The following is a 12,818-nucleotide window of genomic DNA, read 5'->3' on the forward strand; positions in this document are numbered from 1 at the left end:
TTGGAGATCAGCTCCCTCGGCATCGAAGGCGTGCTGGAGATCATTCCAAAGCGGCATGGCGATGCGCGCGGTTTCTTTATGGAAACCTATAATGCCGACCGATTTGCGCAGGCTGGACTAAAACTGCATTTCGTGCAGGACAACCATTCCTACTCCGCCGCGGCGGGCGTCTTGCGCGGGCTCCATTATCAGCTCGCGCCCCGGACCCAGGACAAGTTGCTGCGTGTCATACGCGGTCGGATTCTGGACATTTGTGTCGACATTCGCCGAAGTTCGAAGACCTTTGGCGAATGGATCGCTCTGGAAGTGTCGGCCGAAAGGGGCAACCAGATCCTGGTGCCCAAGGGCTTCGCGCATGGCTTTGTGACGCTCGTGCCCGACACCGAGGTTCTGTATAAGGTGACCGACACCTACTCGCCGGAGCATGACCGGTCGATCCGTTTCGACGATCCCGCCATCGGCATCGAATGGCCCTCGTTACCTGGCGGTTTCCAGCTGTCGGACAAGGACCTCAAGGCGCCGCCGCTGGCCGCGGCGGAGGTGTTCGACTGATGAGCGTTGCCAAAGGGAATGCAGCCAGAAAGAGTGTGGCCCAAAGAGGGTGCTGCATGGGGATAGTTGTATGAACTTTCTGGTGACAGGCGGCGCCGGTTTCATCGGCTCGGCGGTATGCCGGCATCTGTGCGCCAATCCGGCCTACCGGGTGACCAATCTCGACAAGCTCACCTACGCCGGTAACCTGGCCTCGCTGCGGCCGATCGAGAATGCCCATAATTACAGCTTCGCTCATGCCGATATCTGCGACGAGAGGGCGGTGCTCGACATAATGCGCCGTGATGACGTCGATATCGTCATGAACCTGGCGGCCGAAAGCCATGTCGACCGCTCGATCGACGGGCCTGGCGCCTTCATCGAGACCAATATCGTCGGCACCTACAAGATGCTCAATGCCGCGCTCGAATATTGGCGCGGCCTTTCCGACGACAGGAAAAGCCGCTTCCGCTTCCATCATGTCTCGACCGACGAGGTGTTCGGCGACCTACCTTTCGATGGCGGCATGTTCGTCGAGGAGACGCCTTATGCGCCGTCCTCGCCCTATTCCGCCTCGAAGGCGGCCTCCGACCATCTGGTGCGGGCATGGCACGAGACCTACGGCCTGCCGGTCGTGCTCTCCAACTGTTCTAACAATTACGGCCCCTACCATTTTCCCGAGAAGCTTATTCCGCTCGTCATCCTCAACGGGCTCGACGAGAAGCCGCTGCCGGTCTATGGCGCCGGAGCCAATGTGCGCGACTGGCTGTTCGTCGAGGATCACGCGCGGGCCCTGGAACTCATCGCTACGAAAGGGCTTGCCGGCGAGAGCTACAATGTCGGCGGCAATTCGGAACGCACGAACCTCTCCGTCGTCCAGACGATCTGCGATCTGCTCGACATCAGGCGTCCCAGGGCCGGGGGCCGGCGCTATCGCGAGCTGATCTCCTTCGTCACCGACCGTCCTGGCCATGACCGCCGCTACGCCATCGATGCCTCCAAGATCGGCCGCGAGCTCGGCTGGGCGCCTAGGGAAAACTTCGACAGCGGCCTGGCTCGAACCGTGGACTGGTTCCTCGACAACAAATGGTGGTGGGGACCGATCCGCGAGCAGCGCTATGCCGGCGAAAGATTGGGCGAAGCCCGCAAGGTGGGCGCGTGAGGCTCGTTGTCACCGGACGCGACGGCCAGGTCGCGGCAAGCCTTCTGGAGGCCGGCCATGGAAATGCCGGCGTTGAGGTCGTCGCCATCGGCCGTCCCGAACTCGACCTGACAAGACCCCACACCGTCATCGACGCCATCGCGGTTGCGAAGCCGGATATCGTCGTGTCGGCCGCTGCGTACACGGCCGTGGATCAGGCCGAGGACGAGCCAGATCTGGCCTTTGCGGTCAACGCGACCGGTGCCGGTAAGGTGGCTGAAGCGGCAGCGCGGCTCGGCGTTCCCGTCATCCATCTTTCGACCGATTATGTCTTCGACGGCAGTGCTCCCGACGCCTATGTCGAGGCCGACGCGACGGCGCCGCTCGGTGTCTATGGTGCTTCCAAGCTCGCCGGCGAGCAGGCGGTGGCCGCCGCCGGTCCGCGCCATGTGATCCTGCGCACCGCCTGGGTCTACAGCCCGTTCGGCAGGAATTTCGTGAAAACCATGCTGCGGCTGGCCGCCGAGCGCGACGAGATTTCCGTGGTGGCCGATCAATGGGGAAATCCCACCTGCGCCCTCGATATCGCCGACGCGATCCTGCATGCGGCGGCCACGCTGCGGCGCGACAAGAGCTTCACCGCGTTCGGCATCTACCATCTGGCCGGCTCGGGCGAGACCAGCTGGAGCGGTTTTGCCCGTCATATCCTGGACACAAGCCGAATGCTTGGTGGACCCCATGCACGGGTGCGCGACATTGCCGCCAAGGACTATCCGACCAAGGCACGCCGCCCCGCCAATTCGCGGCTGTCGAGCGCGAAGTTCGCTTCCACCTTCGGGTGGAACGCACCTGACTGGCGACAGTCGACGGAAGCCGTGGTCGGTCAGCTCCTAAGCGGGAAGGCTCGGCCGGATGACCGGGCATCTTTGAGTACCGCCCACATCCGCTGAGCCCACAATTCGAAGCCGAGCTTTATCGTGACACTCAGCGTCGACGGCTGTCGAGTTGGTGATAGAGATCGGCATACGCCCTTCCCATCCTGTCCGCCGTAAAAAGGCTGATATAGCGATCTCGGGCGGCTCGCCCCCATTTCGCTGCTTCAGCCGGCGAATCGACGAACCGCTCCATCGCTTCGCCAGTCGTTCTGGATCGGAAGGCGGAACGACCAGCCCGGTCTCGCCAGCCTTGTTCACATAACTTGTTCCCGTCCCGACTTCGCACGAAATCATCGGCTTGCCGCACATGGCTGCCTCGGCCAGCGATAGGCCGTAGGCTTCCGACCTCTGGTTTGAACGAAAAATGAATCCAAGGCAGTTGTGGAGGAGCGCCATTCCTGCTGGTGGTCAGCCAGCGACACATTCGCGTTCTCGTGATGCAGGAAAAACTACATCCGTCCGTAAGCGTCGTCGAACCTGACGATATCGTCCTCGCCGAGATAGTCGCCGCTTTGCACCTCAATGATCACCAGGTCAATTCTGCCCGGATTTTCCAGCCGATGTTTGTGGCCGGAGGGAATGTAGGTCGACTCGTTGGTGGCCAGGAACAATTCCTGATCGCCGTTGACTATTTTCGCGGAGCCGCTGACCACCACCCAGTGCTCCGAGCGATGATAGTGCATCTGCAGGCTCAGACGCCGGCCAGGCTTCACCTCGATCCGCTTGATCTTGAAGCGCTCGCCTTCCTCCAGAACCGTATAGGTACCCCACGGGCGGTGAACCGTGCTGTGAAGCAAATGCGCTTGGTGACCAGAAGCCTTGAGGCCCTCGAACAGCTTCTTGACGTCCTGGACGCGGTCGCGGGACGCCACAAGCAGCGCGTCAGGGGAATCCACGATCACCAGATCGCTGACGCCGACCGTGCCGATGACGCGCTTGTCCGAACTCACATAGCTGCCGGTCGTGTCGACCATGTGGACGTCGCCGCGTATCCTGTTCCCGCTTTCGTCGGGAGCGATCAAATCGGCCATTGCGTTCCAGGATCCGATGTCGTTCCAATCCATGTCGCAGGGAATCACGGCAAGATTGCTCGTTTTCTCCATGACCGCGCGATCGATCGAGATCCGCGGGGCGGAGCCAAAATACTCCGGCGCGAGTTCGATTTTGGCAAAGCCTTCGCCTTCGCTGAAGCGGCCGTTCTCATAGCTGTCGGAAACAGCCTGGATCACGGCGGGGCAATGCAAAGTCATTTCGTCGAGCATGGTCTGCGCGCTGAAGCAGAAGATGCCGCCATTCCAGAAGAAGCGTTTGGATGCGACATAGGCCTTGGCCGTCTCGAGATCCGGTTTTTCAACGAAACGGACGACTTTCTCGCCATCCGCTTCGATGTAGCCGAATGCCGTGTCCGGCCTGGTTGGGTTGATGCCCAATGTGGCGATCCGCCCGAGCTTTGCATGCTCGATGGCCCGGCTCATGACGCTCAGAAAGGCAGGCAGGTTGCCAATCATATGATCCGCTGGGAAGACGCATAGAATAGCGTCAGGACCGTGCGTTGCCTTGGCATGGATGACAGCGGCCGCCACGGCGGCGGCCGTATCCCGGCCTTCGGGCTCAAGCAGAAATGTGCGTGGCAGTATCACCGCATCCAGTTCGTCGAAACCGTCCTTCGTCAGAAAGAGGTGTTCCCCGGACGTGACCACAACGAGTTCCACGACACCTTTCATCGAAGCGGCGCGCAACACGGTGTGCTGAATAAGAGAATGCCCGTCTGCCACTTTGAGGAAAGGCTTGGGGTGCGATTGCCTCGATGCGGGCCATAGCCGCGATCCGGCTCCACCACTGATGATGACGGGAACCACTTTCATGACACGGCCTCTGTTTCGTTTTTCGATGTGATTGCCCGCGCCCTCTCAAGCGTCAGCGCCACGATCGCTGTTGCCCTTTCATGATTTTCAGCCTCCGAATAGCAGCGGAACTCCGGCGCGTTGCCGGACGGCCGCAGATGGATGATCTCGCCGGTCTGCATTCGTGCTCTGAGGCCGTCAGTCTTGTCGACCTCGGCAACAGTCCCGAAGGGCGCGAGAAATTGCTGCAGTGCATCCCGATCGGCGAGCCGACGCATCAAGCCGCGCGAACTGTCCACGGGGAAGTTCTCGAGGCGTTCGCTGGCGCATGCCGGAAGCTTCCAGAACTCGCGCTGATGCGACAGCATATTTCCTGTCGATGCGACCAGGCCGAGGACGGCGAGGATAGGGAGCAACGAATCGCGTGTCGGCAACGCAGTCAAAGTTTTTCCATGCAGGATACAATCCGACCCCAGGAGAACGCCGCCATTGGCCTCGAAGCCGATGACGATACGGCCGGCACGGTGTGACGCTTCCATGGCTTCGATGACGAAGGGGGATCCGACCCTGGTTCTCACGACCTCGAAACCGAAGGCGTTCGAAATGCCCGAATTGGAGGTCACCGGCGTCACGACAATGTCTGCCCGCAAGAACAAAGCAGTGGCGAGGCCGATCAGGTCGCCGCGAAAGAGATCGCCGTTCTCGTCGGTGATGAGCGGACGATCGGCATCGGCATCCGTCGAAACGATGGCGTCGAGTTTGAATTCTCGAGCCCAGCCTTTGAATTTTGCCAGTGTGGCGGCGCTCACGGCTTCGGTGTCGACAGGAACGAACGTATCGGATTTCCCGACGGGCGTCACACTGGCGCCCAGGGATTGGAGAATCTCGACCAGCAGATCCGCCGCGACCGAACTGTGCTGATAAACACCAACCCTCATGCCTGAAAGGGAGCCAGCCTCCAATATGTCTTCGGCGCGCCTGCGATAGGCGGCGATCGCCTGATCGTGGTGTGCCGGAAAAGCCGTTCCCATTGGAGGCGGCGGGCAATAGGAATCCGACCGTTCAGCAGCATAATGTGCCATGGCGGCCTCGTCGGCCTTGCTGATCTCGCCATGCGGACTGTAGAATTTGATGCCGTTGCGATCCGCTGGAATGTGCGAACCCGTCACCATCAACGCCGCCAGCCCATGTTGCCGGCCACACAGTGCCAAAGCTGGTGTTGGAATGGCGCCGCAATCGATGGGTTGCAGTCCGCTTGCCGCCAGGGCCGCCATGCAGTTGGTGGCGATAGTGGGGCTGCTGTCGCGCAGGTCGCGACCTACCAGCACCCTGGCCTTCGGCTGTATTCCGCCGGCGGCCAGGCGCCATGCGAAAGCCTCGGTATAAAGTCCGCTCGGTTTGCCGACCAGTTCCGAAGCCAAGCCTCGAAGGCCACTCGATCCAAATTTCATCACTTCGCTTTGGCTGGTGAGAGGGAAGGCCGTCATATTGCAGTAGGCTCCTCTGTCAACCACAAATCGCTTGGCCAGCGCGTAGTGGATTCTGGGCACCTTCAAAATAGTGCATCCGCAACGGTTCGAATATTGGCTGGAGGCTGCATTAAGCCGAACGAATGTGCATAGACAAGCCACAATTGCCTATGGCGATGGTGGCCTCCAGTCTTGCGGCCAGTCTGCAGAATTACCTTGGATCGCCCGTCAAATGTTTACAAGCGAGAGCTACTTTTGCGAATGCTGTTGAACGACGTCTTGATCGGCGAACCGGGCCCAATCGAATGACCTATAAAAAAATCTCTGGCGATGACCTCAAGTCCACGCTATGCGATCGGGCGGCGGGGGGCCGAAGACTTGGCTAAGAACAGGTGGCTGATGACGGATGGTATTCGATCTGGCTCCGCTTTAGTGTCAAAGTCTTCGCGCAGGTTATTCCGAAAGCGGCTGGGCATGAGACTTAACCCATTGCGGATAGTGAGTGTTTGAAAATCTGGTCGGCGCCGACGCATCGTGGCAGGCCAGGGTCTCGCGGCTTGGCCGCCTGCTCAAGGGTGAGGTTGCCGGCTCTATTCCGCTTTCGTCCTGGGGCGCATCTGAACATCCAACAGTTCACGGCGCGCTTGGTCGAGAAGCGAGCCCGTGCTACGTCGGCCGAATTGACAGGCTTCGTCCGCGGTGTTGTCGGACGGAGCTTTGTCAGGGAGCATGATCGGTCGTTCATGAAGACAGCCAAGAAAATCTTCGATCTTGCCGGTGCGGCGTTGCTGCTGGTGGCCACATCTCCTGTTCTATTGCTTGCTGTCGTTGCCGTTCGGGCATCGTCACCGGGGCCGGTGATTTTTTCCCAAACGCGGGTAGGCCGCGACGGTGCGCCTTTTCGCTGTCACAAGTTGAGGACGATGTATCTCGGCACGCTGTCCTTGCCTTCGCATGAGGCGCCTGTGAGCGCCGTAACATCGGTCGGAAAGGTCCTTCGGAAGTTCAAGCTCGATGAGTTGCCGCAGTTCTGGAACGTTCTGAAGGGCGAGATGAGCCTGGTCGGGCCGCGTCCCTGCCTGCCGACCCAGACGGAATTGATCGAGTGCCGCCGGCGCTTGGGCGTTCTTGCGGCACGTCCAGGCATAACCGGTCTGGCACAGATCAGGGGCATCGACATGTCCACCCCGCAGCTCCTGGCCGAAACCGACGCAACCTATCTCCGGACGGCGTCGCTCTGGCTCGATCTGCGAATCCTGCTTGGAACGCTCTATCGCGGTTGAACAGACCACGATCCCAAAAAGTGGACGCCGGTTTTTGGAAAAGATCGTGGTCAGACAAAAGACCACGATCCCAAAAAAGTGGACGCCGGTTTTTGGAAAGATCGTGGTCAGGCAAAAAGACCACGATCCCAAAAAGTGGGCGCCGGTTTGGATCAGGGATTAAAGATTAAAGAAGTCGGGATTTTTCCAACCGCGCTATTGCGGCCAACCGCTCCAGCGTGTGGGTTTCCGGCAGCCAGCCTTCTGATACGAGCAGGGAAGGGTCGCATATCTGCGTCGCGGTCATGCTATCCCATAACGGGCGCTTGCGTGCGAGGATCGCGGCTGCCCGGAGCAGTCCGGCCGGCACGGCCATCAGGCGCGTCGGCCTTCCGAAGCCGCTGCGAAAGGCGCCGACGATGGCCGCGACCGAAACAGGCGGCACATCGCTGGCGATGTAGATCGGGCGAAGCGGCTCCGGACGGTTCAGCAGATGCCATACGGCTCCTGCCGCCGACAGCGATGACAGCAGTGAGCGTTTCCCGGTCAGCGCGCCTGTCGGCAGCGGCAGGGCCGTATCGGCCAGGCGCATCAGCGTCGCCAGATTTCCTCTCATGCCGGCTCCGTAGACCGGAGGCAGCCGCAACACGGCGGCATCGGAACGGCCGTGCGAGGTATAGGCGTCCAGAACGTTGATCTCCGCTTCGCGCTTCGAGCGCCCGTAGGCGCATTGCGGATCGGGCATCGTGTCCTCGTTGATCGTTGCGCCGACGCGTGCGCCAATCACGGCCCGGATCGAGGAGAGAAGGATGAAGCGTCCGCTTGCCTGCGTGGCGGCGGCATGCGCCAACCGTGCGCTCAATTCCGCATTGGCTGCCTTGAAATCGGCTTCGGTGGTATTGCCTTCATCATTGTTCAGGCCCGCGCAGTGGACGACATCCGTAACATCCCGGGTCAGCGCCAGGAAGGCCGCGGCCGGGGCATCGAAACCCGGCATCAGCATCGCGCCGGACCCTGGATCAAGTCCCTGCGGGTCGCGCGAGGCGAGGCGAAGCTCGACGCCGGCCTCACGAAGCCGATGGACCACCTGGCGGCCGATGAAGCCTGTCGCGCCCGTGACCAGGACTTTCATCGACTTGCCCGGAACGGCCATTGGGCGGCGGATGGAGGCGCCTGCTTTTCCATCGCCGGCGGAGGGATTTGGTTTTCAGTCAGGGGCGGGCGTGTCTGCTCTTCCGCCAATGGGGCCTGGCGTCCGCAAGCAAGGTAGGTTCCCGACAACAGGAAGACCATCAGCGCCATCATCGCTCGGTCGACATTGAAGCGTCTTTTCTTCAAGGCGATCAACAGGACGGACCATAGGCCGCCGCCATTGAACACAAAGCTCACTACCAATCCCAGAACCGGTGGAAAAAAGAAACAGAGGCTGGAAAAGTAAATATTGATCCGCGAAGGCGTGAGGTGCTGTCTCACAGACGAAAGCCGGTTCAAGTCTTGGGCTCGCTATTCTCGAGTAGATTCATGCGGTACATCCCGTTTAGTGAATCGAGCGTACTCCTCGAAATTGCCCGTGCATCGTGACGCATCTTGCCCGCTTGCGGAGGTTGTATAGCGGCTGAACCGTCTTTTCGATAGGGCGTTGCGGCTGGTTGTCATCGAAAATCGGCGGCCTTCGCTCCTCGATCGGGAAAGGCCTTCCAGGACCGTCGTTGCCACGCTCTCCCAAGTAATATTTTTCCTGCATTTCCCCGGATGGAGGCATTGCGAACGGAAATTTCCGGGTTCCGGCGAAAGCGTGGAAAATTCATTCTCGAACTGACCGTTGCCGGGCTCGTCTTGCATTGTTCTGCCGCGCGCCGATCTGCTAGAACGCCCGCACGAAACACTTTGTTCAGAAGCGAAGCTTGAACCGGGCGCAAAAAGGCTCGATGGTTCGGCGCAAGGTCTTCTGTCGCAAGGCATGAGAGAACGCTCACAGTCTATGACCATAGCGCTTACGCATCTGCAGCGGCTTGAAGCTGAGTCCATCCATATATTCCGCGAGGTTGCGGCCGCCTTCGCCAAGCCGGTCATGCTTTATTCGGTCGGCAAGGATTCATCCGTGCTGATGCATCTGGCGATGAAGGCGTTTTATCCCGCCAAGCCACCATTCCCCTTTCTTCACGTCGATACCACCTGGAAATTCCGCGAAATGATCGCCTTTCGCGATCAGATGGCGCAGAAGCTGGGCTTCGACCTGCTGGTCCATGTCAACGAAGACGGCGTGCGCGACAACATAAATCCGTTCGATCATGGTTCGAACACCCATACCCATGTCATGAAGACGGTGGCGCTGCGCCAGGCGCTCGACAAATACGGTTTCGATGCCGCCTTCGGCGGTGCCCGCCGCGACGAGGAAAAGTCGCGCGCCAAGGAGCGCATCTTCTCGTTCCGCAATGCCCAGCATGTCTGGGATCCGAAGAACCAGCGGCCCGAAATGTGGAAGATATTCAACACCCGCATCGCCTCGGGTGAATCGATCCGCGTCTTTCCGCTGTCGAACTGGACCGAGCTCGATATCTGGCAGTACATCCTGCAGGAGAACATCCCGATCGTGCCGCTCTATTTCGCCAAGCAACGGCCGGTGGTGGAACGCGACGGCATGCTGATCCTCAAGGACGACGAGCGCATGAAACTGCGTCCCGGCGAGATCGTGGAGGACCGGCTCGTGCGTTTCCGCACTTTGGGCTGCTATCCGTTGACCGGCGCCATCGAATCCGATGCCGACACGCTCGAAGCCATCGTTGGTGAGATGCTGACCGCACGCACTTCCGAACGCCAGGGTCGCCTGATCGACCGTGATGAGGCGGGTTCCATGGAAAAGAAGAAGCGCGAGGGGTATTTCTGACCATGCGCCACATCATGGCCAAGAGCCTCGCCCCCACCGACAGCGTTCGCGATTACCTTGCGGCGCAAGAAAAGAAGTCGCTGCTGCGCTTCCTCACCTGCGGTTCGGTCGATGACGGCAAGTCGACGCTGATCGGTCGCCTTTTGTCTGATACCAAGCAGATTTTCGAGGATCAGCTCGCCGCGCTCGAGCGCGATTCGCGCAAGCATGGCACCACCGGCGACGACATCGACTTCGCGCTGCTGGTCGATGGTCTCGAGGCTGAACGCGAGCAAGGCATCACCATCGACGTCGCCTATCGTTTCTTTGCCACGCCCAGGCGCAAGTTCATCGTCGCAGACACGCCCGGCCACGAACAATATACGCGCAACATGGCGACAGGCGCTTCGACCGCCGACCTGGCGATCGTGCTGATCGATGCGCGACAAGGGGTGTTGCGCCAGACCAGGCGCCATTCGATCATCGCCTCGTTGCTCGGCATCCGCCACATCGTGCTTGCCGTCAACAAGATCGATCTCGTCGATTTCGACCAGTTGGTCTTCGACCGGATCGTCGAAGACTACCGGCAGTTCTCACGCGATCTCGGCTTCCAGACCATCGTGCCGATCCCGATGTCGGCTCGCTACGGGGACAATGTCAGCAGCCGCTCTGAAAACATGAAATGGTATTCCGGCCCGACGCTGATCGAGCACCTCGAGACCGTCTCGGTCGAGGAGGCGACCGTCGAGTTGCCGTTCCGTTTCCCGGTCCAGTACGTCAATCGCCCGAATCTCGACTTCCGTGGCTTTGCCGGCACGATTGCTTCAGGTTCGGTCTCGCAGGGCGATGAGATCGTCGTCGCTAAATCCGGCAAATCCTCGCATGTCAAGCGCATCGTCGCTCATGGCGGCGATCTCAAACACGCAGTCGCCGGTCAGGCCATCACGCTTGTTCTTGACGACGAGGTCGAGGTTTCCAGAGGCAACATGCTGGTTTCGCCGGCAGCCCGGCCACAGGTCGCCGATCAGTTCGCCGCCAACATCGTCTGGTTTGACGAGCATGCGCTGTTGCCGGGCCGCTCCTACATCCTGCGCACCGAAACCGACCAGACCAGCGCCACTGTCACCGACCTGAAATACCGCATCAACGTCAACGACTTCGCCCATGAGGCGGCCAAGTCGCTTGAGATGAATGAAGTCGGCATCTGCAACATCTCGGCGCGGGCGCCGATCGCCTTCGATCCTTTCGCCGAGAACCGCACCACCGGCGCCTTCATCCTGATCGATCGCATCAGCAACGCCACCGTCGGTGCCGGCATGATCGTGCACTCGCTGCGCCGTGCTGAAAACATCCACTGGCAATCGCTCGATGTCGGCAAGCGTGTGCGTGCCGACATGAAGAACCAGCGGCCTGCTGTGTTCTGGTTCACCGGGCTTTCGGGCTCCGGCAAGTCGACCATCGCCAACCTGTTCGAGAAGAAGCTGTTCGCCACCGGCCGGCACACCTATATCCTGGATGGCGACAATGTCCGTCACGGTCTCAACCGCGATCTCGGCTTTACCGATGCCGACCGCGTCGAGAACATCCGCCGCGTCGCCGAAGTGGCCAGGCTGATGGCTGATGCCGGATTGATCGTCATTGTCTCCTTCATTTCGCCGTTCAGCGCCGAGCGGCGAATGGCGCGCGAGCTGATGGCCGATGGCGAGTTCATCGAAGTGTTTGTCGACACACCCTTCGAGGAATGCGCCAGGCGGGATCCAAAGGGCCTCTACGCCCGTGCGCTGAATGGCGAGATCAAGAATTTCACCGGTGTCGATTCGCCATACGAGGCGCCGGAAAAACCGGAAATCCATCTGAAGACGCTCGGCAAATCGGCGGAAGAGATGGTAGATGCCCTGGAACACTGGCTGAATGAGCGTGACATTGCCGAAGATCAATACGACAACGGCGGCGGCATCTGACGACAGGTCGATGCTCGAAATCTTCGAGCATCTGGCGCTGGCGGCTGGACGCGAGGTCATGCGTGTGTTTCACGCCGGTTGCGCGGTGGACCGGAAATCGGACTCCTCGCCGGTGACGGAGGCCGATCGCGAAAGCGAGAAGATCATTCTCGCCGGGCTGCGCGCCGCATTCCCCGACATTCCGTGCGTGGCTGAAGAGGAAGCGGCCGCCGGCGTCATGCCTGCCGATCTTGGCAAGGCCTTCTTCCTCATCGATCCGCTCGACGGCACCAAGGAATTCGTCAATCGCCGCACCGACTTCACCGTCAACATCGCGCTTGTCCGTCGTGGCGTGCCGGAAGTCGGCGTCGTCTTCGCCCCCTGCAGCGGCCGTTTCTTTTCCGGCCGGCCGGGCAGGGCGGAAGCTCTCGAAATCGATGGCGACTTCCAGATCGTCGCTCGACGGCCGATTTCGGTGAGAACGGCCGCGACGCCGCTGGCCGTGGTTGCCAGCCGCTCCCACAACACGCCGGAAACCGAAGCCTATATTCGCGACCTTGGTGCCGCCGAGATCGTTTCGGTCGGATCTTCCTTGAAATTCTGCCTTCTCGCGAGCGCCGAGGCGGATGTCTATCCGCGTTTCGGCCGCACCATGGAATGGGACACCGCTGCAGGCGACGCGGTGCTTCGCGCGGCGGGCGGCACGACGTGCACACTGGACGGCAAGCCTCTGGCCTATGGCAAACGCGATCAGGTCGACGACGAGGATTTCGCCAATCCGCATTTCATCGCCAGCGGCAGGGCAGGGAGCAGCCCCGCCTGTGACTAAC

The 12,818-nt window shown here is 60.5% G+C and carries 10 protein-coding genes and 2 pseudogenes; 7 read left to right on the top strand and 5 right to left on the bottom strand.

Annotated features, from left to right (window positions below; genetic code table 11):
• The 3 genes from rfbC to rfbD all read left to right on the top strand — a co-directional run bounded on the left by rfbC (nt 1) and on the right by rfbD (nt 2,622).
• Nucleotides 1-552: a dTDP-4-dehydrorhamnose 3,5-epimerase gene (gene rfbC, locus FJ938_RS10590; protein WP_140693460.1), complete on the top strand. Its 552-nt coding sequence runs from the start codon at nt 1-3 to the stop codon at nt 550-552.
• A gap of 70 nt (nt 553-622) precedes the next feature.
• Complete coding sequence (rfbB, locus tag FJ938_RS10595; protein ID WP_140693463.1) at nt 623-1,693, top strand: dTDP-glucose 4,6-dehydratase; 1,071 nt, start codon at nt 623-625, stop codon at nt 1,691-1,693.
• Nucleotides 1,690-2,622, top strand: a complete 933-nt coding sequence (gene rfbD / locus FJ938_RS10600) for a dTDP-4-dehydrorhamnose reductase (RefSeq protein WP_140693466.1) — start codon at nt 1,690-1,692, stop codon at nt 2,620-2,622. The genes rfbB and rfbD overlap by 4 nt, the downstream gene beginning before the upstream one ends.
• 34 nt (nt 2,623-2,656) lie before the next feature.
• On the opposite strand, the pseudogene FJ938_RS10605 reads toward rfbD, so the two are convergent.
• From FJ938_RS10605 to FJ938_RS10615, 3 genes and pseudogenes are all read right to left on the bottom strand, one after another.
• Nucleotides 2,657-2,979 (bottom strand): annotated as a pseudogene (locus FJ938_RS10605) (glycosyltransferase); the annotation flags it as partial.
• A 77-nt stretch (nt 2,980-3,056) separates the two neighbouring features.
• A complete protein-coding gene (locus FJ938_RS10610; RefSeq protein ID WP_140693469.1) occupies nt 3,057-4,472 on the bottom strand; it encodes a mannose-1-phosphate guanylyltransferase/mannose-6-phosphate isomerase in 1,416 nt (471 codons plus the stop codon).
• Nucleotides 4,469-5,938 (bottom strand): phosphomannomutase, encoded by a 1,470-nt coding sequence (locus FJ938_RS10615; RefSeq protein ID WP_246673260.1) that lies wholly within the window; start codon nt 5,936-5,938, stop codon nt 4,469-4,471. Before FJ938_RS10615 ends, FJ938_RS10610 begins: the two co-directional genes overlap by 4 nt.
• A gap of 725 nt (nt 5,939-6,663) precedes the next feature.
• Between FJ938_RS10615 and FJ938_RS10625 the strand changes: the two genes are divergently transcribed.
• Entirely contained in the window at nt 6,664-7,203 is a 540-nt protein-coding gene (locus tag FJ938_RS10625; RefSeq protein ID WP_140610038.1) for a sugar transferase, read from the top strand.
• Nucleotides 7,204-7,369: 166 nt separating this feature from the next.
• On the opposite strand, the gene FJ938_RS10630 is transcribed toward FJ938_RS10625, so the two are convergent.
• Nucleotides 7,370-8,314, bottom strand: coding sequence for an NAD-dependent epimerase/dehydratase family protein (locus FJ938_RS10630; RefSeq protein WP_140693472.1), 945 nt, complete (start codon nt 8,312-8,314; stop codon nt 7,370-7,372).
• Between the two features lie 161 nt (nt 8,315-8,475).
• Nucleotides 8,476-8,673 (bottom strand): annotated as a pseudogene (locus FJ938_RS10635) (O-antigen ligase family protein); the annotation flags it as partial.
• A 490-nt stretch (nt 8,674-9,163) separates the two neighbouring features.
• On the opposite strand from FJ938_RS10635, the gene cysD reads away from it, so the two are divergent.
• Genes cysD through cysQ form a run of 3 tightly spaced genes read left to right on the top strand, consistent with a single transcriptional unit; the run spans nt 9,164 to nt 12,817 of the window.
• Nucleotides 9,164-10,069 (top strand): sulfate adenylyltransferase subunit CysD, encoded by a 906-nt coding sequence (gene cysD, locus FJ938_RS10640; protein WP_140610036.1) that lies wholly within the window; start codon nt 9,164-9,166, stop codon nt 10,067-10,069.
• A gap of 2 nt (nt 10,070-10,071) precedes the next feature.
• Nucleotides 10,072-12,009 (top strand): sulfate adenylyltransferase subunit CysN, encoded by a 1,938-nt coding sequence (cysN, locus tag FJ938_RS10645; protein ID WP_181168692.1) that lies wholly within the window; start codon nt 10,072-10,074, stop codon nt 12,007-12,009.
• A 10-nt stretch (nt 12,010-12,019) separates the two neighbouring features.
• Nucleotides 12,020-12,817: a 3'(2'),5'-bisphosphate nucleotidase CysQ gene (gene cysQ / locus FJ938_RS10650; protein ID WP_181169062.1), complete on the top strand. Its 798-nt coding sequence runs from the start codon at nt 12,020-12,022 to the stop codon at nt 12,815-12,817.
• Nucleotide 12,818 lies beyond the last annotated feature (1 nt).

This window comes from Mesorhizobium sp. B2-4-14 (assembly GCF_006442155.1).
In the GTDB taxonomy this organism is placed as follows: domain Bacteria; phylum Pseudomonadota; class Alphaproteobacteria; order Rhizobiales; family Rhizobiaceae; genus Mesorhizobium.

Coding starts and splice junctions, on each gene's coding strand:
- rfbB (WP_140693463.1), top strand. CDS start 623: ATGAACTTTCTGGTGACAGGCGGCGCCGGTTTCATCGGCTCGGCGGTA.
- FJ938_RS10610 (WP_140693469.1), bottom strand. CDS start 4,472: ATGAAAGTGGTTCCCGTCATCATCAGTGGTGGAGCCGGATCGCGGCTA.
- FJ938_RS10615 (WP_246673260.1), bottom strand. CDS start 5,938: ATGACGGCCTTCCCTCTCACCAGCCAAAGCGAAGTGATGAAATTTGGA.
- FJ938_RS10625 (WP_140610038.1), top strand. CDS start 6,664: ATGAAGACAGCCAAGAAAATCTTCGATCTTGCCGGTGCGGCGTTGCTG.
- FJ938_RS10630 (WP_140693472.1), bottom strand. CDS start 8,314: ATGAAAGTCCTGGTCACGGGCGCGACAGGCTTCATCGGCCGCCAGGTG.
- cysD (WP_140610036.1), top strand. CDS start 9,164: ATGACCATAGCGCTTACGCATCTGCAGCGGCTTGAAGCTGAGTCCATC.
- cysN (WP_181168692.1), top strand. CDS start 10,072: ATGCGCCACATCATGGCCAAGAGCCTCGCCCCCACCGACAGCGTTCGC.
- cysQ (WP_181169062.1), top strand. CDS start 12,020: ATGCTCGAAATCTTCGAGCATCTGGCGCTGGCGGCTGGACGCGAGGTC.